General features: G+C 48.1%; 22 protein-coding genes. 2 read left to right on the top strand and 20 right to left on the bottom strand.

Going from position 1 to position 23,758, the window contains the following annotated elements:
• The 19 genes from rpsC to K6G33_RS04545 all read right to left on the bottom strand — a co-directional run.
• Positions 1 to 720, bottom strand: a 720-nt coding sequence (gene rpsC / locus K6G33_RS04635) for a 30S ribosomal protein S3 (protein ID WP_296776778.1), incomplete at its 3' end; no start/stop codon positions are given.
• A gap of 18 nt (positions 721 to 738) precedes the next feature.
• A complete protein-coding gene (rplV, locus tag K6G33_RS04630; protein WP_296776776.1) occupies positions 739 to 1,074 on the bottom strand; it encodes a 50S ribosomal protein L22 in 336 nt (111 codons plus the stop codon).
• A gap of 19 nt (positions 1,075 to 1,093) precedes the next feature.
• On the bottom strand, positions 1,094 to 1,378 hold the full coding sequence (gene rpsS, locus K6G33_RS04625) for a 30S ribosomal protein S19 (RefSeq protein ID WP_296776775.1): 285 nt from the start codon (positions 1,376 to 1,378) through the stop codon (positions 1,094 to 1,096).
• A 22-nt stretch (positions 1,379 to 1,400) separates the two neighbouring features.
• Positions 1,401 to 2,234: a 50S ribosomal protein L2 gene (rplB, locus tag K6G33_RS04620; RefSeq protein ID WP_296776774.1), complete on the bottom strand. Its 834-nt coding sequence runs from the start codon at positions 2,232 to 2,234 to the stop codon at positions 1,401 to 1,403.
• Positions 2,235 to 2,302: 68 nt separating this feature from the next.
• Positions 2,303 to 2,596, bottom strand: a complete 294-nt coding sequence (gene rplW, locus K6G33_RS04615) for a 50S ribosomal protein L23 (RefSeq protein WP_296776773.1) — start codon at positions 2,594 to 2,596, stop codon at positions 2,303 to 2,305.
• Positions 2,596 to 3,219, bottom strand: coding sequence for a 50S ribosomal protein L4 (gene rplD / locus K6G33_RS04610; protein WP_296776772.1), 624 nt, complete (start codon positions 3,217 to 3,219; stop codon positions 2,596 to 2,598). Before rplD ends, rplW begins: the two co-directional genes overlap by 1 nt.
• 17 nt (positions 3,220 to 3,236) lie before the next feature.
• Entirely contained in the window at positions 3,237 to 3,869 is a 633-nt protein-coding gene (gene rplC / locus K6G33_RS04605) for a 50S ribosomal protein L3 (protein ID WP_296776771.1), read from the bottom strand.
• Between the two features lie 110 nt (positions 3,870 to 3,979).
• On the bottom strand, positions 3,980 to 4,294 hold the full coding sequence (gene rpsJ, locus K6G33_RS04600) for a 30S ribosomal protein S10 (RefSeq protein ID WP_173449400.1): 315 nt from the start codon (positions 4,292 to 4,294) through the stop codon (positions 3,980 to 3,982).
• Positions 4,295 to 4,765: 471 nt separating this feature from the next.
• Positions 4,766 to 6,040 carry an acyltransferase family protein gene (locus tag K6G33_RS04595; RefSeq protein ID WP_296776767.1) on the bottom strand — a complete coding sequence of 425 codons (1,275 nt, stop codon included), beginning with the start codon at positions 6,038 to 6,040 and terminating at the stop codon, positions 4,766 to 4,768.
• Positions 6,041 to 6,174: 134 nt separating this feature from the next.
• Positions 6,175 to 7,989 carry a glycerophosphodiester phosphodiesterase family protein gene (locus K6G33_RS04590; RefSeq protein WP_296776765.1) on the bottom strand — a complete coding sequence of 605 codons (1,815 nt, stop codon included), beginning with the start codon at positions 7,987 to 7,989 and terminating at the stop codon, positions 6,175 to 6,177.
• A 99-nt stretch (positions 7,990 to 8,088) separates the two neighbouring features.
• A complete protein-coding gene (locus tag K6G33_RS04585) occupies positions 8,089 to 9,120 on the bottom strand; it encodes a carbohydrate ABC transporter permease (RefSeq protein WP_296776763.1) in 1,032 nt (343 codons plus the stop codon).
• Positions 9,121 to 9,133: 13 nt separating this feature from the next.
• Positions 9,134 to 10,060 (bottom strand): carbohydrate ABC transporter permease, encoded by a 927-nt coding sequence (locus K6G33_RS04580; RefSeq protein ID WP_296776762.1) that lies wholly within the window; start codon positions 10,058 to 10,060, stop codon positions 9,134 to 9,136.
• Entirely contained in the window at positions 10,060 to 12,870 is a 2,811-nt protein-coding gene (locus tag K6G33_RS04575; RefSeq protein WP_296776760.1) for a DUF5696 domain-containing protein, read from the bottom strand. Before K6G33_RS04575 ends, K6G33_RS04580 begins: the two co-directional genes overlap by 1 nt.
• Before the next feature lie 12 nt (positions 12,871 to 12,882).
• Positions 12,883 to 13,512 (bottom strand): Yip1 family protein, encoded by a 630-nt coding sequence (locus tag K6G33_RS04570; protein ID WP_173450215.1) that lies wholly within the window; start codon positions 13,510 to 13,512, stop codon positions 12,883 to 12,885.
• Complete coding sequence (locus tag K6G33_RS04565) at positions 13,509 to 15,014, bottom strand: hypothetical protein (RefSeq protein ID WP_296776755.1); 1,506 nt, start codon at positions 15,012 to 15,014, stop codon at positions 13,509 to 13,511. Before K6G33_RS04565 ends, K6G33_RS04570 begins: the two co-directional genes overlap by 4 nt.
• Positions 15,015 to 15,160: 146 nt before the next feature.
• Entirely contained in the window at positions 15,161 to 16,039 is an 879-nt protein-coding gene (locus tag K6G33_RS04560; RefSeq protein WP_296776752.1) for a carbohydrate ABC transporter permease, read from the bottom strand.
• Between the two features lie 13 nt (positions 16,040 to 16,052).
• Entirely contained in the window at positions 16,053 to 16,991 is a 939-nt protein-coding gene (locus tag K6G33_RS04555; RefSeq protein WP_367270469.1) for a carbohydrate ABC transporter permease, read from the bottom strand.
• A gap of 136 nt (positions 16,992 to 17,127) precedes the next feature.
• Positions 17,128 to 20,028: an extracellular solute-binding protein gene (locus K6G33_RS04550; protein WP_296776751.1), complete on the bottom strand. Its 2,901-nt coding sequence runs from the start codon at positions 20,026 to 20,028 to the stop codon at positions 17,128 to 17,130.
• Positions 19,991 to 20,140 carry a hypothetical protein gene (locus K6G33_RS04545; protein WP_296776749.1) on the bottom strand — a complete coding sequence of 50 codons (150 nt, stop codon included), beginning with the start codon at positions 20,138 to 20,140 and terminating at the stop codon, positions 19,991 to 19,993. Before K6G33_RS04545 ends, K6G33_RS04550 begins: the two co-directional genes overlap by 38 nt.
• Positions 20,141 to 20,511: 371 nt before the next feature.
• Here K6G33_RS04545 and K6G33_RS04540 point away from each other — a divergent pair, with 371 nt between their 5' ends.
• Both K6G33_RS04540 and K6G33_RS04535 read left to right on the top strand, forming a co-directional pair.
• On the top strand, positions 20,512 to 21,252 hold the full coding sequence (locus K6G33_RS04540) for an ABC transporter ATP-binding protein (protein ID WP_296776746.1): 741 nt from the start codon (positions 20,512 to 20,514) through the stop codon (positions 21,250 to 21,252).
• Complete coding sequence (locus K6G33_RS04535; protein ID WP_296776744.1) at positions 21,239 to 22,600, top strand: ABC transporter permease; 1,362 nt, start codon at positions 21,239 to 21,241, stop codon at positions 22,598 to 22,600. Before K6G33_RS04540 ends, K6G33_RS04535 begins: the two co-directional genes overlap by 14 nt.
• A 232-nt stretch (positions 22,601 to 22,832) precedes the next feature.
• On the opposite strand, the gene K6G33_RS04530 is transcribed toward K6G33_RS04535, so the two are convergent.
• On the bottom strand, positions 22,833 to 23,758 hold a 926-nt coding region (locus K6G33_RS04530), incomplete at its 5' end, for a hypothetical protein (protein ID WP_296776742.1).

The raw sequence follows: 23,758 nt of genomic DNA, 5'->3' as shown, positions 1-23,758 counted from the left end.
GTCACGTCTGTCATCACGGCGACGTCTGTCGTTTCCGCGGTCGTTCTTTCTCTCAACCTTTTCTCTCTGAGCAGCAGCCTTAGCAGCATCGCCCTTGAGAACTTCGCCCTTGTATATCCAAACCTTTACGCCGAGCTTGCCATATGTTGTATCAGCCTCAGCGAAGCCGTAGTCGATATCAGCGCGGATTGTCTGGAGCGGGATCGTACCCTCGTGGTAGCTCTCGCTTCTTGCGATCTCAGCACCGGCAAGACGACCGGAAACCTTGACCTTGATACCCTTTGCGCCGAGACGCATTGTTCTGCCGATGGACTGCTTCATTGCTCTTCTGAAGGATACGCGGTTCTCGAGGTCGAGAGCGATCTTCTCAGCAACGAGCTGAGCGTCCATGTCGGGCTGCTTAACTTCGATGATGTTTACGAATACCTGCTTCTTCATCATCTTCTCGAGCTGTACTCTGAGCTTCTCTATTTCAGCGCCCTGTCTGCCGATAACGATACCTGGCTTAGCGCAGTGGATGTGGATTCTGACCTTATCGTTGAAACGCTCGATCTCAATTCTGGGAACACCAGCAGCATATAAGCTCTTCTTAATGAAATTACGAACGTTGTAGTCCTCAACGAGGGTATTGCCGAAATCAGCCTTGTTGGCGTACCAGCGTGAATCCCAATCCTTAATTACGCCGACACGGAGTCCGTGCGGATTAACTTTCTGTCCCATAATCAGACCTCCTTGGGATTATTCTTTTTCTTTAAGAACAACTGTGATATGTGATGTTCTCTTTAAAATTCTGTATGCTCTGCCCTGTGCTCTTGGCATGATTCTCTTCATGATAGGGCCTGGTGTTACGTAGCACTCAGCAACATAAAGATTATCGCCGTCCATGCTGAAGTTGTTAACAGCATTTGCCTGAGCGGATTTTACAAGCTTTGAAACGATAGGACTTGCAGCCTTAGGAGTGAGATCTAAAGTAGCCAGTGCGAAGTCAACAGGCTTGTTTCTGATGAGATCGAGAACGATCTGCACCTTTCTTGGTGATATGCGAGCATTTCTTAAATTAGCTCTTGCTTCCATCTATAGCTCCTCCTTCCGCTTATTTCTTACCGTTGTTGGATGTCTTAGAACCTGCGTGGCCCTTGTATGTTCTTGTAGGTGCGAACTCACCGAGCTTGTGACCTACCATATCCTCTGTTACGTATACCGGAACGTGCTTGCGACCGTCGTGAACAGCGAATGTGTGACCAACGAAATCAGGGTATATTGTTGAAGAACGGCTCCATGTCTTGAGAACCTTCTTCTCACCTGCCTCGTTCATTGCAACGACCCTCTTCAGGAGAACTCCCTGGACATAAGGTCCCTTTTTGATACTTCTACTCATTAGTCAAGTTCCTCCTTTCAGATTACTTGCCGTTGCGGCGCTTTACGATGAACTTGTCAGTTCTGTGGTGCTTCTTACGAGTCTTGTAACCAAGAGCAGGCTTGCCCCAAGGGGTAACAGGGCCTGGTCTTCCGACTGGTGACTTACCTTCACCACCACCGTGTGGATGGTCGCATGGGTTCATGACAGAACCACGTACTGTAGGTCTCCAGCCCATGTTGCGGACTCTACCAGCTTTACCATAGTTAACGTTCTCGTGGTCGATATTAGAAACCTGACCAACAGAAGCCTTGCATCCGATCGGAACCTTTCTCATTTCGCCGGAAGGGAGTCTGACAAGTGCATAAGCACCTTCCTTACCCATCAGCTGAGCCTGGTTGCCAGCGCTTCTTACGAGCTGAGCACCCTTACCTGGGTAAAGCTCGATAGCGTGGATGAATGTACCAACTGGGATATCCTCAAGCTTGAGAGCATTACCTGGCTTGATATCAGCTTCAGGACCGGACTCGATCTTGTCGCCAACCTTTAAGCCGTTAGGAGCGAGGATGTATCTCTTTTCGCCGTCCTCGTACTCAACGAGAGCGATAAATGCGCTTCTGTTCGGATCGTATTCAAGAGTCTTGACAACTGCGATCATGTTGTCCTTATCACGCTTGAAGTCGATGATACGGTATTTTCTTCTGTTACCGCCGCCTCTGTGGCGAACAGTTATTCTGCCGTAGCTGTTTCTTCCGGACTTCTTCTTGAGAGGTTCGAGAAGGCTCTTCTCCGGCTCAACCTTTGACAGGATCGAGTAATCAGTAACAGTCATCTGACGTCTCGAAGGTGTCGTAGGCTTATATGTTTTAATAGCCATAACTTTTCTCCTTTAATGCATTTTTTGCGGGAGCATTACTCCCATACTTTTCTTCTATATAAAAGGGATTAATACATACCCTCGAAGAATTCGATAGCCTTTGAATCAGCAGTAAGAGTAACGATAGCCTTCTTCCAAGCGGCTGTCTTGCCCTCATATCTGCCGAGACGCTTTGCCTTAGCTCTGATGTTCATAGTAGTAACCTTGTCTACCTCAACGCCGAAGAGCTTTTCTACAGCCTTCTTGATCTCAGGCTTTGTAGCGTCCTTAGCTACTTTAAAGGTGTACTTTCCTGCCTGAAGACCATCCATAGATCTTTCAGTGATAACAGGTTTAAGAATGATATCCTGTGCTGTTTTCATTATGCGTACACCTCCTCGATCTTTCCTACGGCATTCTTAACAACGATGAACTTGTCATAGTTGAGGATGTCGTATACATTAAGAGTGTTTACAGCGGCTGTCTTTATGCCAGGGATATTAGCAGCGCTCTTTATTACCTTAGCATCAGCTTCAGCAGTAACGATGAGAGCCTTACCCTCTACATTGAGAGCCTTGAGCATATCAACAATAGTCTTTGTCTTGTAGCTGTCAAGTGTGAGAGCATCAAGAACGATCATGTTATTGTCGAGAACCTTTGTGGAAAGAGCAGACTTCATAGCAAGTCTTCTTACCTTTTTATTGAGAGCGTATCTGTAATCTCTTGGCTTAGGGCCGAGAGCAACGCCGCCGTGGTACCACTGAGGAGCACGTATAGAACCCTGTCTTGCGTGGCCTGTACCCTTCTGTCTCCAAGGCTTTCTTCCGCCGCCGCTTACTTCTGTTCTTGTAAGTGTGGACTGTGTGCCCTGTCTCTGGTTTGCGAGGTAGTTAACTACCATAGCGTGCATAACAGCTTCGTTAGGAGTAATACCGAATACAGCATCATTGAGCTCTGTCTCGGATACCTGCTTGCCAGCCATATCAAATACTGAAATTGTAGACATTTACGCTTCCTCCTTCCTTAAGCCTTAACGCTGTCAACGATATAAACGATTCCGCCCTTAGGACCAGGAACAGCACCCTTGATAGCGATGAGATTGTTTTCAACGTCTATTTTAACGATTTCGAGATTCTGAACAGTTACCTGCTCTGCACCCATGTGACCAGCCATGCCCTTGCCCTTGAAGATTCTTGAAGGGGATGAGCAAGCACCCATTGATCCAGCCTGTCTGTGAACAGGGCCTGTACCGTGAGTTTCCTTGAGTCTGTGCTGGTTGTGTCTCTTGATAGCGCCAGCGAATCCCTTACCCTTGCTTGTACCGATAACGTCGATAGCGTCACCTACTGCAAAAGTATCAGCCTTAACGATGTCGCCTACATTGAGAGCTTCACAGTCATCAAGTCTGAATTCTTTGAGGTTCTTCTTGCAAGCAACGTCAGCCTTGTCGAAGTGACCTTTCATAGGCTTGTTAACTCTCTGAACCTTTACATCGCCGTAACCGAGCTGAAGTGCAGCGTAACCGTCGTTTTCAACAGTCTTCTTCTGAACTACAACACATGGACCGGCTTCTACTACTGTTACAGGAATAACCTTTCCTGCTTCGTCGAAGATCTGTGTCATACCGATCTTCTTGCCGATAATGCCTTTCTGCATTTTCATTTCCTCCTGTTAGGTTATTGGTTGATGATTTACGCATCAACTTGACCGACGGATCGCCGTCATTCCGCTTCCCTTGCGGTAGTTTCAAGCGTGATATCGGTTAATTACTTAACCTCCATAACAACGTCTACGCCTGCGGGGATCTCGAGCTTTTCAAAAGCAGCTGTTGTCTTCTCTGTAGGACGGATAACGTCTACAAGTCTCTTGTGAGTTCTCATCTCGAACTGCTCACGGCTATCCTTGTACTTGTGTACAGCACGGAGGATAGTAACAACTTCCTTATCTGTAGGGAGCGGGATTGGTCCTGAAACTCTTGCACCGCTTCTTTTAGCTGCCTCAACGATCTTAGCTGCTGCAATATCAACAGTAGCGTGATCGTAGCCCTTGATCTTGAATCTGATCTTTTCGTTGACTGCCATTATTTTCGCCTCCTTGAAATTGATTACGGGGACGCAGATCTGAGATATTCACACGTTTCCGTGTGTTTCATGCCTTATCTGACAAAAAAACTCGAAAAACTGATGTTTTCCGAGCGGTCTTAGCAATATTTGAGCACAAAATGAGCATAGTCCACGCATACGCAAGCTGCGTGAAAAATAACCACAAACTGTGTTCGATATCCCAATCGCCCGGTTTAAAATCGGACATACTCCGCGGAAATTACCTGTCATACCGACAGCAACCTTCCGTTTCAACGCATATCTTCTGCAGTCAGTACGCATTCAGCGCACTCAACGTAGTCAATTATATCATATATATCGGGATAAATCAACAATTTGCAGGAATTATATTTGTAAATTTTCAATGAACAAAATTTATATTTTTACTATTTCTGTCTTTCATAGAAAAAGCAGTTCCCGAAAGCCTTCCTGCCTTCGGGAACTTTATCGTTAATCAGCGTCTCTTGCACTCTTTTCAGCCTTTATAGCCTCTACGCCCTGCTTTACAAGGTAAGCGCCGAGATCGTAGAGCTTATGGATAATTATAGCGCATATGAGCGAGCAAATGAATATCTTTGGTATTATCTCATACCAGTGACCGAGCTTCACGCCGACTTCCACATACTTCTCGTTGAATCCCTGATGATGAGGGCTGTCGGGATTCATCTGCCAGCCTCCGTAGAACATATTGTCGAAGATATAAGATATGAGGTAAAGGGCAAGTGTTACGCTTGAAAGCTGACGGAGCACGAACTTCACGTACTTGTTCGTTGTTGTGATATCGAACAGAAGCAGGAATATGCAGGTCGCCATCACATATACAGGATATGTGCCGTAGTCGTTGAAGTGCCATGATACGAAATGATTGTCGTTTATCTCGTCCGCAACTGTCTGTGTGTATGTGCTCCATGTTATGAACCATGTTGCAAGTGCGAATACACCGAGGATTATGCACTTGTTGCGTATATTTCTCTTTGGCGGACAGTCACGTATAAATGCACCTGTGAAGTAGTATGCCAGTGGCCATGCGCCATTCAGATAGTCGGGCAGCGCTCTGATCTGGTCATTCTGTTCAAATCCGAGATAGAAGCTTCTTGCAACTATTGTAAGAAGAAGGGTCGCAGCTGTAAGGAAGAACTTCTGCTTATTGTTTTTGCAGCCGTTGAACGCAAGGTTCACAAACGGGATAACGATAAAGAGTCCGATATAGTAATTGATATACCAACCGTACTGAGCACCGTCAAATTCAAGATATCCCCTCAGTATCTTCCATGCGTCGAATTCTTCATAATAGTGGTGTGACTTGAATTTGAAACACAGGATACTGATGAATATGTATATTACTAATATTTTTATAAGTCCCTTGTAGAACTTGGCGCTGAAGGTCTTGTTCTTCATGAGATATCCTGTGGATATCATGAACAGCGGAACGCAGGTATATGCTATCCAGCGGAACGCTATCGGCCCATACGCAGATGTGTTTGTGAGCGGTGTGTAGTAGAATCCGTTGTAAAGGAAGAAGTGTATACACACTACAAGAAAAACCGCCAGTATCTTTACTATGTCGATTCCCGCAAAGTATGGCTTTACAGGAGCTGCTGCGGGAGCTTTTGACGAAGCCGTCCCACTTTTTTTCTCTGCACCGCCGCCTGACTTTGCAGAAGCCGTCTTGTCCTGCACAGCTTTGCCTTTTACAGCTGACGCAGGGCTTTTTTTGTTGTCCATTTTTGTTACCTCCTTGAATAATTATGAACTGCATCTCTGTCGCATACCTTATTATTATAACTGATATACGTTTTCATGTCAATCGAAAAATGCAGTGTTTTATATAATATAGACGTATTTTTTCCGAAAAACTCTTACCCTCCGAAGACATATTTCAAAGCGTTGAGAACAATATCGCCGACTTTTTTGGAGTCAACTATTTCCAGAGCCTTGTCGGGACGGTTCGTTATGATATTGTCCACGCCGAGTGCCATGACCTTCTGCATCTCGCTCTGACGGTCAACAGTCCATACGAATATCCTCTTTCCGTTGTGATGAGCAGAATTCACAACGCTCTGGTTCACGAACAGGTAGTTCATGCTCACCGCGTCGATATACGGCAGCTGAGCATAGGAAGTCGCCGTGGAGAGATTTGCGATGAACGCCGTCTTGATCTTCGGATTGAGCTGTTTCACCTTTTTCAGTGCGGGATACGAGAACGATGTCACATAGCACGAATTCACAAGCCCGTATTCCTCTATGATGTCCACGAGATGCTCGGCGGTCTTTTTCGGATTTCCGGAGCGCTTTATCTCTATATTGAGCATTATGTCGTCGCCCACAAGATCAAGCACCTCTGTAAAAAGCGGTATCTTTACGTCTGCATATTCAGGCTTTTTCTTGAACCATTCTCCCGCAGACAGCTGCTGCAGCTGCTCATAGGTATAATTCTTGAGCAGTCCCCTGCCGTTTGTAGTCCTTTCAAGGCGCTCGTCATGGAACACCACCATCTGATCGTCGGCAGTGAGCTGTACATCAAGCTCTATGAAGTCCGCTCCGCTTTTCACCGCAGCTTCAAAAGCAGGCATGGTATTCTCAGGAGCAACATGGGAAAAGCCTCTGTGCGCCGTGACCTGTGTACGGGTCAGAACTCCTACATTCACATTGACGGTTCCGTTGTACAGAGCCTTGAAGTAGGAAAGATTCATTACAACCGCAAGCGATATGAGTACCGTAACTGCAATAACGCTCCTGTGTATCTTCATCTTCTCCTCTTTGCTGTTAGGCAGTTTAAGTTCTTCGTCTGCCGCGTCGCGCATGAACTTCTGAGTGAGCCAGCACATAATGACAGGTGCCGAGAAGAATGCAGATACCGCTGTAAATACGTCCCACGTATAGCGCAGCACTCTAAGTGCCGTACCAAAAGCAGCATCAGGTTTGGAGAAGCCTTTTATTATGAATACTATAACGAAACTGAGACCAAACGTAATGAGTGCGATAACAGCCACTACAGCCAGACTGCATAAGAACAGCGTCGTTATCATACGAAAGCGCTGTCCCTCCATCTTCTTGCGGCTCTTTTTCACACATTCACCGAACGAGCTTTTTGTAAGTATAAGGTAGTGTATACTGTAGCTGCCGCTGATGATAAGTATAATGAACAGCAGCTGTATAAGTACATAGGACGCGACGGCTGTGCCGCTCTTTACAGAATAGAATATCCTTCGCAGCACAGGCATGAGCGGTGCCATGAACATTCCTGACGACAGCGAGAACTGTGCCAGCGGCATTATTGCCATATATCCGAGAAAGGGGATTATCCCTGCTCCTTTGAAGGCTTTCACGAAAGTCTTGATGCCCGTTCGGAACATCGCTCCCGTGAAGATGCGCTGTTTTTGGCTGTAGCACGAAAAGCAGGCTGCCAGCGCCGACAGTTCAACAAAGGAGAAAAAGGCATATGCGAAAAGCATAACAACTATGACCAGGATAGTAAAGGGGTGCTTCAGATAAACGAGAAGATTCTCATCGTTCAGGTAAGTGACACCCGCCATCTTCATGGTTTGTTTTAGCAGGAGCGTGAGCACAGGTGTACCAATAGCAAGCAGCATGAGCTTGAAAATAAGTTCAAATACAAGGAAGTGCGGTACAGCCCTGAAAAAAACTCCTGCGGATCGTAAGAACTTTTTCATTGGTATACTCCAGTACAGATGAATATACTTCAATTATACGCCTGTTTACAGCCATTGTCAACAAAAAAATCCGCCTTTCACGCGAAAGACGGATCAAATTTATCCAACAAGTCCCGAACGCTCTATTCCCTCGGTAAAATGTTTTTGCAGGCAGACGTAAAGCAGCAGCACGGGAGCTATGGAAAGCAGACAGCCTGCTTCCTTCCACACTATCTGCTCACGGAGACTTATCTGCAAAGTCGGATCATCAAACAGCTTTATTTTCAGCTGACTGTCAAGATTTGTCAGCATGAGTGCTATGGTCTTGTTGTTGGTGAAAAACGTGGTGCTCACATAGTAGTCGTTCCAGTACCATACCACTGAGAACAGGAACACTGTGAGGAATGCAGAAGCTGCATTGGGAGCCATTACGCGCACGAAAGTCATGAACGGTCCGCAGCCGTCTATATAAGCCGCGTCCTCAAGCTCTCTCGGCAAGCCCTTGAAGAACTGTCGGAATATGAGTATCATAAGTCCGGCGCGTATGCCGTTCGCAGTCATGGCAGGCAGATACATGGTCAGTCTGCTGTCAATGAGATTCACCGTGAACAGCCCCCTGATGCCGAAGTAGCGGAACTGCGTATACAGCGGCAGGGATATGACCTGCGTCGGTACGAGTATCATCATGACGACTATAGCAAAGAACAGCTTCTTGCCCTTGAACTTGAATCTTGCAAAGCCGTAGCCTGTCACCGCACAGGACGCTACCTGCACCAGCGAACATCCTATGTTCAGCAGCAAGGTGTTGCCGAGGGTCTTCCAGTAGTCCATAGCATCAAGGGTATCGGCTATCACCTTCAATGTGTAGTGACGAGGTATCCACATAACAGTGGGGTCGCTCATATCGCCGCGCTCCCTGAACGAACAGCTTATCATATATATAAGAGGATACATTATAACGAAGCCAAGTCCGAAGAGTATCACGAACCTGAAAAAGGGTACTGCTTTATCCGCTACGGCTTTTCTGCGAAGATAGCCCTTTTCCTCGGCAGACATGGACTCCATGCGGATACGTCTTGCTTCGCGTCTGCTCATGCCGCTGCCGATCTCCTCGGCAGTCTTTTTCTTCGGCGCAGTAATTTCATCAGACATTGCCTGCACCTCCTTATTCGTTCTCATAGTAAATAAACTTATTTACTATGAGGGTTATCAAGCCTACCGCAGCGAGAACAACTGCAAAATATATCCATGCCATTGCCGAAGCCGAGCCGAACTCCCACTGGTCCTTCATATCGACTATACGATTCATGACCATGTTCATGGGATTGGTGAACGAGTCGATGACCGTGAATATCAGATTCGCAAGTATAAACGGACTGACATACGGGAAGGTTATCTTCCAGAAGTACTCCCACGCGGTAGCTCCTTCCATTTGTGCAGCTTCTCTTGCCGACGAGGGGATATTCTGCAAAGCCGCAAGGAACAGAAGTATCTGTATGCCCGAGCTCCACACTATGCCGAAGATATTGTCCGCAACTGCCGTGATGATATTGCTCATTCTGTCACTCAGACCGTAAATGCCGAGGAACTGCATAAGCTCCCCCACAAGGTCTGTTGAGAACATGGTCGAGAACTGTTCAGCTCCCGAGTTGCCCGTGGAGTCCATATCGCCGCTGATTATCCTGAACACAGGACCTGTAGCTATGATAACAGGCAGGAAGAATACCGCTCTCGCCATAGTCCTGCCCCTAAACTTCTGGTTAAGGATAACGGCTATGAACAGCGAGAATATGATTATGAGCGGCGTTTTCCAGAGAGTTTCCAGAAGGACATCGCCCAGATACTCAAGGTAGTAGGGGTCTTCGGTTATAGCGTTGAGATAATTGTCCACGCCCGTGAACTTCGTGTGCAGCGCTCCGGGGTCTACGGAAACATCACTGAACGAGTACCAGAGCGATTTTCCAAGAGGTATGAGAAAAAACAGCACCGTTCCCACCAGCCACAGTCCTATGAAGCCGTAGCCGTACAGCGATTTCCGCCGCTCGTATGACATTTTCCGCTTCTTTTCGGAAGCGCCTGTCTTTACACTCATCAGTACCTGATGCCTCCTTCCTCAGAAAGTCGTATATGCTCTCCGCCGCAGTCGATAGTCTTCTTTTCGAGGTCTACCTTTACGACCACGCCGTTCTCGTATGTTGCAGTTATCTTACTGCCGTCCGTTTCGTAGTCCGATATAAAGCTGTCAGATACCGCGCTCAGAACAGGTTTCAGGAGCGCATACTCCTTAGCCGCGGTATCCGTCCAGTACTTGTAGTTTGCATAGTACAGCACGTCGTATTCTGTGTCTTTCAGCTCGCTTGTCTCCGAGTGTATCATATCGTAGCTGAGACAGCTTCCTGTAGCCGCTGCCATGAGCAGGAGCCTTTCCGAGTCAGCATCGCCATTGACAGCCGTGGTCGAATACGGTATAACGCCGTGCATGACCAACTGATAGAACGGGATATCCTCGTCAAAGAGGTCAAAGCGGCCGGAACTCATGGGAACTCCCGTGATATGGCTCACATATGGCAGCGCATAGGCGTTGGCACTGTCTGCGAGTATTCCGCCCGAAAGCTTGCTGTTTATCTTTTCATAGCTCTTACGCAGAAGCTCCTCGGACTTTGCACGGGAGATGTTCTTCTTGCCGTAATCTCCGTAAAGGGACGATGTAAGGCTCGCAAGTGAAACGCCGCTGAGACCTGCCTTTGAATAGCTGTCGGCTATCTCTCCGCTGACCTTGCCGAAATAGCTCGGCGACAGCAGCGACATATTTTTCCTGTAGCCGTCAGGTATGCCGTAAGCCTTGTCGTAACTCACGACCTGGGAATAAGCTCCCGAAACCCTCACAGCAGTGCTTGTGAACGACCAGTAGCCGTTGCCCGAGAAGAAGTCCCTGTTGTCGGACACTGGGTACAGCTCGTAGCCGCTGTCGTCTATAAGCTTTGTGAGCTTGCTGAAATCGCTCCTGCCGCCCAGCTTGCCCGAGGGCTTTGCGCCCGTATCCACCTTGTTTTTGATGCCGTCGTTAGTCCAGTTGTTGTAGGAGATGACCATATCATCAACGCCGTCCTCACGGAGAGTGCTTATGATATCCGCAGCCTGACTGTAGTCGGTAACGGAAGTTTTCAGGGATACGGGTATGCCCAGTATGGGCTTTTTCTTCATAGTGCCGCCGTAGAGATCAAGGTACATCGCTGAGTCACCAGCCTTGCTGCGTATCTCGACACCCTGCTCCTCAAGGAGATACTGTCTGTATCTTGCGGCTATGTCGGTGTAGTCCGCACCCTTCTTCGAGATAGGATAGTAGAGCACCTCGATGTCGTCGGACTTTATCTCGCCCTTTTCAAAAACGGTATAACGCTCATTGCTTCCCGACATGAGGAAATTGTCCGTGCCGCGGAGAATGAACGTGAAATTGCATATATTGTAGCTGCTGTTGGACTGCTTTGATACGTTTGCCGTAATATAGGCGTTGGAGTCGCCCTTTGCCGCAACTGCAAGGAGGGCGTTGTCCCCATTGACTATTCCGTACACAGGCAGATATATCTGCTCGGAAACAGCTCCTCGCATCTGGGGGACTGCTGTAATATCGCTGCCGTAAATGCGCTGCTGATAGATATTGTTCTGGAAGGAGCGGTTATTGTTGAAGCGCACAAGAGCTCCGCAGCCGTCGGGAATGACGAAATATCCGTCCTCTTTGTCAGATGCAGCGCCGAAGCTGCCGAGGACAGTCATCTCCGTGGCAACATTTGAAGCCTTGCTCTCCTTTATCTCCGAGACCTTTACACTTGCGCGGAGGTGGTCGCCTTCAAGAGTGTACTCCACGGGATATCTGAATCCTGCTTTTGTGTAGTCGTATACCACACGTATACCGTTCTTTATATCAGTGACCGTAAATGTACAGTCGGTATCAACTCCCGAGCGCAGGACATTATTTCCCGAACGGTTCAGCGGCACACCGTAGCGCAGAACATTTGACGAACGCAGCTCGTCTGCGATAAGACCTGTCGCAGTCTTGTCCTGTGAGGCTTCAATAGGCGAAGACCACCATATATAGCCTGTTTTCTTGTCCTCGATGCCGAAAACAGCGCTCCTGTCGTCAACTATCATGCGCAGGCTGTCATTCTCCGCACCATAGCGGTATGCACCGAGAAAATGCGCCTTGTCAGCCGTTACCCACGCAAAACTGCCGCTTTCGGATCTGTAGACGCACTTTCCGTCCTCGCTTCCGTCGTATCTTAATACCTCGTCTGTATCCTTCATGTCCTTTTTCAGGAGCTCCAGCTCCCTGCCGTCAGCGGACATAAAGGCATATTTGCTGTCCGGAGTGGATATGACCTGACGCACTCTTACAACTTTTTCAGCAGCTTCGTCGGTTATAACGAAGTACCGTCCTGCGTCGCTTACCCAGAGCTTACCTTCATCGCACTTGCTGCCGCTCTTGAAGGAAGCTGCCGCCTGACCTGTTTTCGTGTCTATTGCTACAAGCTCTCCCAGCTTTTTGAGCTTCTCTGTCTCATCTGCAACGAGCTGCTGCTCGGCGGTGTAGTCCTTTTTGCTTGCAGGCTTGCCGCCAACGGTCTCCCACATAGAGTCGGCGATATCCTTGTCCTTATAGTATATATCGTATCCGTCGGCTGAGCCGATCTTTTTCAGGAACTTTTCTGCTTCCTCTGCGGAAAGCTCGGCTTTCTCAACTGCTTCCGAGCGCTTTGCCTTCTCCTGTTCGCCGTCCTTATCTGCTTCATCGGCAAGTGCAGCTGAAAGCTCCTCGGTATCATCGTCCGCATAGGCATCAGTGCCGACCGACAGCGATGCCGCTGCAAGAAGGCAGAGCAGAAAGCTCTTTATACTCTTTCTCATAGCTCTGCCCCCTCAGACTCTCGCCCTGTAGGACAATTCCGTGTATATAGTGGACAGGAAGATGAATACCTGCTGTATAAGCGACATAAGGAGCACCAGCAGGAACAGCATTATGAACATCGCAGCTATGGTCAGCACAATGGCAAACGCGGTCTTGCCGAAGGAGTACTGGTGTACCGAGCGTATAGCCGAGAACATCATTATCACCGTCCACCCGACACCTATGACTTCTATCGCCTGCATGAAGACATACTCGTCACGTATGAGAAAATGTGACAGTATGACATTGATGTAAAGCTGCACAACATAGGGTATCAGCGCATAAGCACTGTAGATGCAGATATTCCTCAGAGTTCCCTCGCCGTCAAGAAGAGTACACACCGCCCAGTTTCCCAGCGTCCACGCGCCGAAAAGAATGAAGCTCCTGACGATATAGGGTATGATATTGAAGGTCTTGTCATAGCTCACGTAAAACTGAAAGCCGTAAAGCCGTCCATAGGCTATGCGTCCGAAGAAGAGAAGCACTACGATGAGCATGGCTATTTTCAGCGAGCCCGACTTCTTCCAGCGCATATCGTCAAAGCCCTCGAACGGGTGCGTCACCGCATATTTCACCCATTGACTCTGTGTGAAGTCCATCATGACTGTTCTTCTCCCTTCTTCTCGTTATTTCCCGCAGTCCTGCGCTTTTTTCTGTATATGCCAAAGGCTGTGAGCGCAGCGGCGGCGATCGCCGCAACTGCCGCTATAGCTGTGAAATGCTCCTTGAGGAACTGTCTGCGGTAGCCCTCAAAAGCCTTGTTGTATATCTTGCCGTCGTCCGCAAGCTTTGCGTACTTCATCGAGCCTTCATAGTCGCCCTTTCGGAGAAGCGCCAGCGCTACGCCGATGTACGCTCTGCGGTAATTTCCGTCGCGTTTCAGTACTTCCTCCCACGGCCCGAGAGCTTCCTCGTACCGTCCTTCATTATGGAGAGCTGCTGCCTTATGGACTGTCCTGCCGAATGAAGTCTCCCTGAACACGGTAACGGTATCCTTTGAGGAATCCAGCACATAGAGGTCGTTGTCAAGTGACTCCAGAGCCGCAACGTGGTCGAAGCCGCCTGTCTGCTCGGCGATAGCTCCCGTAATGAACAAAAGGTTGCAGTCTTCATCATACTGAAAAACTCGTCCTGTGGTAAAATCGAGGCAGTTTATGCAGCCGTCCTCGGCAATGTCTATATCCACGATAGCTGCGGAGTACATCTTGTTCTGTGAGGTATCGTAAACGGGTTTGTAGTCGCCGAAATGCAGTTCCATATCCGCGAAAATGTTCTTTCCTGCCGCATTGAGCTTCTTCACGGTATCGGTGGACTGTGTGGACGATGAAGTGCAGGTGTACACGAAATCGCCGTCGATGTCAAAGCTTGTGATTCCCGACGGAACTGTTCTCGTTCGCTGAGCCTTTTTCTCCTCGGACATGAATATGCTCCTGAAATAATTGCTGATTATCTCGGCTGTCGGCTCAACGCGGTTCGCACCGTAAAAGCCCATGAACTCTCCGTCGGGAGCAAACATTGCAGCTCCTGTGGTGATATTTCCGAGAACGACATAGACGTTTCCCGCCTTGTCCGCGATAACACGCTGAGGGAGGAAGGTCTTCTTCTGATCGTAGACCTCGGAATCAGGCTTCGTGATCTCGCACTGCACATTGCCGTCCATGTCCGAAACGAGCACACGGGAATTATTGGTATCGGCTATGTAGATGAGCCCTTTTTCCGACGATACATACACTCCCATAGGCTTATTGAGCTTAGTCCCCGAGCCGTCGGGCATGGTGAACTCGTCGTACACGCGGACGACTTCATCAAGCCGTGAATTTGCCGCGATCACACGGTCGTTTCCTGTATCTGCGATGTAAAAGATGTGGTCATGGTCACAAAAAATGTCACTTGGCTCGTCAAAAGCTCCTATGCCGAGATCATAGCCCGAGACCGTCCTGTCAGCGACAAAGCCCCCCTGTGAAGGTATAGCTTCGCCCCAGTTGTCGTAATTGTAGTTTTCATACGGCTCACCTGCTGCCTTTGCGTATACGTGAGCCGCAGGAGTGCTCAGAACGGCAAGTGCGCATACTGCCGCCATAAACCTGTTCATATTTTTCGTCACTTGCCTCACCCCTTTCGTATTTGCCCTTAGTCAGCGCGACGCTGCACCCTTGCCACGTTGCCGCTCGCAAACTCACTCACTCTGATCCAAAACGCGTTCCTTGCATCGCTTACAGCTTAAAAATCAGCTCCGTCCCTGCAAACTGCTTACTCCTTAATGCCCGAATGTGCCATAGTCTCGATGACCTGACGCTGCGCCAGCATGAATATGATTATCGGCGGTATAAGTATGAATACAGCCGCCGCCATTGCAACGCCTGCTCTCGCCATTCCCGACGATGCCGCCTGAGATACTACTGTCGGCAGGGTCTTGTACTGCTCTTTGAACACAACAGAGCCTGCCTGTATGTTCCATGCGCCCTGAAATGCAAATATCATCAGTGTCATGAGCGCAGGCTTCTGATTTGGCATCACTACCTGCCAGCATATGCGGAAAAGTCCTGCTCCGTCCACTTTTGCGGCTTCGATTATGGAATCGGGCACCTGACTTATGGACTGCCTCATGAGGAACAGTCCCATAGGCGATGCCACCGCAGGGAATATCAGCGCAGTGTAGGTGTCTATCATGTGGAGCTTCGCCATAACGATGTACTGCATGATGTATATTACGTTGCTCTGATACAGGAGCGCAACTACTATTATGCCGTTCAGTATCTTGCTGCCCGGGAACTTGCACTTCGCAAGTACGAACGCCGCCATTGACGAGAAAAAGCATTGCAGCACCGTTACCGTCACCGTTACGAACACACTGTTGAACACATAGCGCGAGAACGGTACACGGTTCTGATGCAGCACCCTGAACATATCGCTGAAATTGTCGAGGGTAGGTCTTACGGCGTAAAGCTTCGGCGGAAATACAAAAAGCTCCTCCACAGGCTTTACGGACATTACTACTGTCAGGTATAACGGCAATGCCATGAAAAGTCCCAGTATCACAAGAAAAAGGAATATGACGGCACTGCCGCCTTTCTTTCTTCCTGCCTGTTTGTTGGAAGCCCTGAGCTTCGCGGTATCTGTCTGTGCCATTGCTCAGTCCTCCTCAGTCCATATACTTGCCCAGAACCTTGCTTATGAGCTTGTTGCAGACGAACATTGCTATGAACAGCACCATGCATATCGCCGATGCGTAGCCCATTTCAAAGCGCTGCCAGCCGTAGTCGAAGGCGTGGGTCATTATCGTGTGTGCCTTGTAGTCCGTACTTGGGAAGCCCACAAGGTTCTGTGCGACCGTACCTGCTGTGAACGAACTCACTATCTGCATAACGGCTGCGAACATGAGCTGAGGCCCCATAGACGGGATAACGATATATCTCAGCTCCTGCCAGCGGTTGCGTATACCCTCGATAGCTCCTGCTTCGTACATGGAGCGGTCAATGTTCTGGAAACCTGCACGAAGCGCAAGGAAGCCTGCTCCGAGAGATATCCAGAGCTGCACTATTATCGTTACTCCGAGGACGTATCTGCCGTCCGTGAGCCACTGAACAGGTGAATTGATGATGCCGAGATTTATCAGGAAGGAGTTCATATATCCGTTCATATCGCCGCTGAATATGAGCTGCCACACCGTGTAGACGTTAGCCATTGACGGCGCGTAGAATATGAGCGTGAAAACGGTCTTGAGCTTCGGGTGCATCTCGTTTATGAGCCAAGCCAGCAGAAAACACAGCACGTAGCTTATCGGCCCCGTGAACAGTGCAAAAACTATGGTGACTCTTATGGACTTCATGAATATCTTATCCGAAAGGAAGAGCGTGGTGAAGTTGGAAAGTCCCACAAATTTAGGCGGCTGAGCCATATTGAAGTCGGTGAAGCCCATTGGCAGGGACATGAGCACGGGGACTGCCGTAAAGAGCATGAAGAATATCATAAACGGCGCTATCATGCCGTAGCAGGCTTTGTTGCGCTTGATATCGCGCCAGAGCATACTGCGCTTTTCTTTTTTCGACCTTTTTCCGATATTTTCTGTATTAACTGCCACTTTTTCACGCTCCTTTCTGTTCAGCCTATTGCAGGCGTTCCCTGCAATGGTATAATTATACACATTCTGTACTTTTCGGGCAGGTAATATCCTCCCCTGCAAGTATCCCGTTTTCGGTCATGCATTAGCCAGCGGCTCAGTCCAATCCGAGGTTTCGGCGTTTTCGTGTTATCTCGTCGTTTATGTCCTTGTTGTACCATATAAGGGTATCACGGGGATTCTCTTTTTCGTTTATAGTCTCTCTGAACGCATTCATTATATTTCGCGTTACCGCATAAGAAGCAGGAATAACAGGTATCTCCGCAAGCTCCTCCTGCTGTGCGCGAAGTCTCGAAAGCTCGTCATCAGACCATGAGAGCCGTCCCAGAGCCTCCACATTGGCTGTGTCGAAACGTCCCATAGTTCCGAGAAGTCCCTCTATCTGCGAAGCGTACTGCACCTGTGTTTCGGTATCGGTGAACCACTTCACAAAGCGCCATGCGTTCTCCTTGTTCTTGACTTTGTTGAATATAACCGCACCTGCTCCGTTGGAGTTTGCCGCATGGGAAATACTTCCGTCCTCACGGACAGTTCCGGGAACAGGACAGAAGTCCCACAAGCCGTTTATCTCGGGAGCTGCCGCCTTCAGCTGATTGAAGAAGGTATAATTTGCGACAACTATTGGATATTCTCCAGTTCTGAAACGGCTGAAAGCGTCATAGGTCTGCTCGAAGCTGTATTTGGTATAGAAATCCGTCCACTCCTCAAAGGACTGAACAGCTTCTATGGAATCAAAGGTCGATGCAGTCTGCTCGCTGTTATAATAATTCACGCCCTTTTGCAGGAGCAGCATTGCAAAGGTGTGACCTGTCTCGGTCGCAGGTGAGATATTGTTCGGTGGGAGCACAAGTCCTGCCGACATATAGTTCCTCTGCAAAGCAGGCAGCATATCTATGAGGTCGCTCCATGTTTCGGGAGGCGAATAATATCCAAGCTCCGTGAGAACATCGGTGCGGTAGAACATCATGGGGAAGTTCTGGCTTATGGGCAGTCCGTAACAGCCGCCGTTGTAGGTGTACTGAGTTGCGGCGTTCTTATGGAAGCGCTCCATGACCTCGCCGAAATCCTCAAACTGAGACATATCCACAAGAAGATCACGGGCAGCAAGATTCACGGGGAACTCTCCCCCAAGGAACAGCGCTACATCGGGGCCCTTTCCTGCAAGAGTAGCCTCGACTACTCCGCCCGTTACAAGATTAACAGAAACGGGTATGCCTGTTTCCTGCATGAACTGATTCTCGGTCATCTCCTTGACCACCTGTGCCTGATCGCGTCCGAGGGACACCCATACCTCTATAGCGCCCTCTCCCGTAACGTCGGAAAGAGTAGTATAATCCTCGAAGAATGAACCGATAAACGCATCAAAGCTGAATTTCAGGGACTTCCCCAGCTTTTCCTCACAGCTTGAAAAGCTCCTGTCAGCCGACGCGAACTCGATATAGTCCACTTCGAGGGGCTGGTCGCGGTTGTCTCTCAACCATGCCGAGAGGGAGGCACTGCCGTCCTTTATCTGCCCGAGATAAGACGGTATGCGCAAAGGTCTGGCAGTACATTTATCCAGTATCACCGCCATATTTTCAAGAGCTGCCGCCTCAGAGCCGCTCGTTCCCGAAAGAGCTTCGATGCCCTTCTGTACGTCTTTCAGCTCCGCGGAGATACTGCCGAACCTGTCAACGAGCTCAGGGATCTTCTCGTGGACATAGTAATCGGTGTATTTATCGGGAGAAGGTCCCGTTATCATGAGCACCTTCCTGTAGTAGGTGTTCAGCTCCGTGACTATGCCTTCGAGCCTGCGGAGATAGCTGCCTATCTCGCCGGGAACAGCTTCCATGGTGAGCGTATGAGCTTTTCCGCCCTCAAGGTATACATATACATAGTCGCCGCCGCTTTTTGGACTGACTACCGACCAGTCGGTATTGTAGCTGAACTTAACGCTGTCAAGCTCCTCGCAGGGAACTTCACCGTCGATATATATACGCCTGCACGAATAAAAGCCGCGTATCTGATCCTGACGCGCTTTGATGCCTATTTTATACCAGCCTCCTGCGCCTACCTGTTCCGCCGGTATCTCCCACTCAACTGTTTGCAGAGCCTTCTTCCAGCTGCCGCTGCCGAGGGTATTGTACACCATTTTGCACGGGTCTGAGGGAGAAGCAAGATAGCTGCTGTTGTCATAGGTCGGACAAAGCGTAGCGTCTGACTTATAGGCTGCATTCTCGCCCTCTATTCTAAATAATGAAGAAGCTGTCTCCTTTACCGAAACGGAAGCGTCTGTTCCTGCTGCATACTCCCCGTAGGTCGGGAGCTCTTCGGGAGCCCGTAAACAAAGCTGCGCTATGGCAAGCTGAGCACGTTCGGAGCTGAAGCTTATCTCGTGAACGCCCTTGTCAAGGTAAAAGAACAGCGGTTCACTGAAAAGTCCGTCCGCGTCGCCGAGAAAGCAGCTCTTCCACATAGTCGTCTGAACCTGTGAAGGTCTGACCTGATTGCCGCGGGAGTCCTTGTATATATCACGCTCGTTCGTCCAAACCCTGCCAAGTTTCAGGCGCGATGCCGTATCATATGGGAGCTTCCCGTCAACGGTGAGTTCAAGCTCGATATCGGGGCTTGCCGATATCATGGGGCAATAGTCCAGCCAAAGGCTGTATTTTCCCGATTCCGCCGCTTCAAACCGATAGGTCACTTCTCCGTCGGTGCTGTTCCACAAGAGAGCATCGCTCCTCGTTTCACCGAAGCTGTCCGTAAAGCTTCCTGTGGAAATATCGCCGTTTTCAGCAGATGCGAAATCAGCTCCTCTCAGCGTTATCTTCTGCCCTGCAAAGTCCTCGGCAGCGTATTTATCGCAGTAGTCACCAAACGAGAGAACTCCGTCATCAACAGGCTCGATGGCGTAATAATCCCTCACCATAGCCGTTCTGGTCGCAGCCGATACCTCTTCATCTGCCGCAAAAGCCCTGATCTCACTCAGGGAGCTGCCTGCTGCGAAGATACAGGTCAAAAGCCCTGCCGCCAACGCCCGAAAAGCCCTTCTCATTCAGTTTCACCGCCCTTTCGCCCAGCTCATAACAACAAAAATGCGCAAGCTCCCCTGCGTCGGGAATCATGCGCACAGACAGCCTGTCCGCAGTCCGTCGGAACTGCAATTTCTAACAGAAACAGTATATCAAATTTATGTAATAATGTCAAGAAATCAAGCTCCTCCTCATTATAAATAATATTTTTTACTTCAGGTAATTTAGCTTAATAATATGAATCGTTGAAAGAACTGCACAAACAGCACTTCCGAACCTTGTAAGATATCACAAGAAGTTGCGTTTCATTTCTGCCGCTCATTTCAAATATTTCGTGAATATTAAAAAACTGTAAAATTCGAACCGCTTTTTACGTTTTGTATTGACATTTGCCGTGTTTTATGTTATTATAAACTTGAAGAAACACAAAGTATTTACTACTAATCGTTATACTAAAAGGAGAGATATGTTTGGCAAATGTTCTTGAGGTCAAGGAGCTGTCAAAACAGTATTCCAAAGTCCTTGCAGCCAATAAAGTATCTTTTGAGATAGGCGAAGGTGAGATATTCGCACTTATCGGTCCTAACGGCGCAGGAAAAACTACCACGATACGTATGATATCTACTCTGCTCACGCCTACTTCAGGCGATGCGATAGTGGCTGGTCACAGCATCAGCAAAGAACCTGAAAAAGTCAGAGAATGCATCACATACCTTCCTGACGAAGCAGGTGCATATAAACAAATGACAGGTATCAAATACCTGAGATTCATGGCAGGTCTTTTCGTAACGGATATCGAAGACATCAACAAATGCGTTGATCGTGCTAAAAATATCTGCGGACTCGGCGACCGCCTGAATGATAAAATAGGAAGTTACAGCCGCGGTATGATAAGAAAGCTGCTCCTTGCGAGAGCTGTTATGACCAAACCAAAGCTTGCTATACTTGACGAGCCTACAAGCGGTCTCGATGTTCTCAACGCCATCGAAATACGCAAAATGATAAAAAAGCTCGCCGCAGAAGAAGGAATGTCCTTTCTTCTCTCATCACACAATATGCTCGAGATAGAGTTCGTTTCCGACCGTGTCGGTATCATCTCAAAGGGCCATCTAATGGTGACAGGTCGTACCGACGAACTGAAGGAACGCTATAATGCTCCTAACCTCGAGGACGTATTTGAAAGGGTGGTGAAAGAGAATGAAGTTCATTAACCTTCTCAAAAAAGAGCTCTCGGAGCTCATAAATAAGCAGATGATACTCTCACTTGTATTTATGCTGGGAATATTCTTCATTATGGGTAATGTTATGAAGTCAGCTACAAGCGAGATAGTCGAGGAAGCAAAAAGCAAAAAGCTCAGCATATGCAATATGGACGATTCCGATTTCACTAAGGATATGCTCGATCACTTCAAGTCAAACGGCAATGAAGTAGATCTTATCACCGCTGATGAAGGCGATCTTGCTTCCGCATTCAAAAACAAAAGCAATCTTAAAAGCTATGTTGTGATCCCGCAGGGCTTCGGCGAAGCAGTCGAAAACGGCGAAAAGCCCGAGGTGCTCTCCGTAAGCAAGGTCAAGGGCGCAGCAGCTTTAAGCAATATGTCATCAGGCCCTGAGGGAACGCTCGCTTCCATTACTCTTTATGTATCACAGAAGCTTGCACAGCAGCAGGGTATCAGCAGCGATCAGCTCAAAACTATCGAGTCTCCGCTGACAATTACTGAGCATACGGTAGTTGCAGACAAATCAGCTCAGGTATCAATGGGTTCCATAGTGTCAAAGATCATGATGCAGAATATGCTTCTTCCGATCGTTGTAATGGTGCTTATTATGATGACTTCGCAGTCGCTTATCGCTTCGATATCAAACGAAAAGATAGACAAAACTCTGGAAACTCTCTTATCCACACCTGTTTCAAGAGGTTCGGTAATAACGGCAAAAATGCTTGCAGCAGCTATCGTGGCTCTCCTGAATGCAGCCGTTATGATGATCGGATTCACTTCCTATACCAAGGGTATGATGAGTTCCATGACTGCTGACATGACATCTTCTATAACCGACAGCGCAACGGAATCAGTAAATTCATTGCTGTCAACAGGCGATGCTTTAAAACAGCTTGGTCTCCAGCTCGGAGCTTGTGATTACCTTCTCGTAGGTATTCAGCTCTTCATTACCATAATGATATGCCTTGCATTATCCATTATCCTCGGAGCACTGGTCAACGACTCAAAGTCAGCTCAGACCATGATACTCCCCATAGTTATGCTGGTAATGATCCCGTGGATGGTAACGATGTTCACCGATGTGTCCTCGCTCCCCACAGCAGCAAAGGCTGTAATATATGCTATCCCCTTTACTCACACATTTACCGCGATGCCAAACCTTATGTTCGGAAATACATCAGTTTTCTGGCTGGGTCTTGCGTATCAGTTTGTAATATTCATAGTCGTGATGTTCTTCGCACTGAAGCTCTTTACTTCGGATAAGATACTCACGATATCGCTCAATCTGGGTCAGAAGTCCAGATTCAAGAAATCAAGCAAAACCAACGAGGATTGATCCTCTCCCCTTTCCCCATGAAAAGGCGCAGCAGTTTCTGTATGGAGCTGCTGCGCCTTTTTATGTCATCAGGTATTTCCCCATAAAAGTAAAAAAGCTATGCAACGGTGCATAGCCTATACAAATTAAATGAATAAATATAGAAGGGGAATTGGGGGATTACTTAATCCGATTATATAATACCCCATTAACCTTAAAATAATCTTAAAGTTATCTTAAATACTTTACGTTATCAGCCTAATACCTTTAAGCATTTATCGTAAAGCTGATCCATTGTGTATTTGCTGTCAGCATCAAGCTCTTCATAGCTTACCTTATCGCCGTCCATTTTAATTGTAAGGCCGAAAGGATAAATGCCTATCTTCTTTTCAGCTGTCTCATATACCGAGTATACGGCGATTTCATTATCTATTACTATAAAGTAATCAGCATCTGCTTCGCCCTTATACTGTTCTTCATAAAGTGAACGGAAAGTGGACATATCGAATCCTGACGGTACCTTATAATCCTTTGAACCGTCTTTGCTGATGATGAATGTACCGCTTATATCCTTTCCGTCTTCCTTCATCTTCTTCAGCACTCTGCTTGCTGAGCCTGCTGTTGATGAAGCGGTATTGTCGAGCTGTACCTGTTCATTCTCCTGCATATAAGTAGGAACTGTCATATCTATCTGCCAGTTTCCTCCGACAGTACGGTATACCAGCATTTCCTGATCGTTAGTCTCGTCATCTACCGAAATAGAAGCCACTACGTCATAGCCTTCTTCATATTCTCTTCTGTATGCGCTGAAATCGGTAAGAGCCTGATACACCTCGCTGAGATGATCGGGATCGATGGAATCTCCGCTTTTTTCGATAAGCTTGTTCATTTCTGCAAGTCTTCCGTATGCCTCATCAAGGAGAACATAGCCCTCCTCGGGGATGCTTTCAACGCTGACTATTTCATTGAGTTTCAGTGTATGTCCGTTGTATGTGCTTTCAAAAGCTTCAAGCATATTTTCAACAGCCTTTTCCGGAGTATCGCCCTTTGATGCAAGTCCGGAAAGTACAGCAGCAGCCGGCATCATCTCCTCGTCATACTGATATGTCATGGAAGCCTTGAAATCTCCGTTGTTTATGTCGTTAAAGTAGTTTGTAATAGCCTCTTTTACCAGCGGTT

The organism is Ruminococcus sp., assembly GCF_024691275.1.
Classification (GTDB): Bacteria; Bacillota; Clostridia; order Oscillospirales; family Ruminococcaceae; genus Ruminococcus.
The sequence above is the reverse complement of the archived record's forward strand: the minus strand, read 5'-3'. Positions and strand labels throughout refer to the sequence as shown.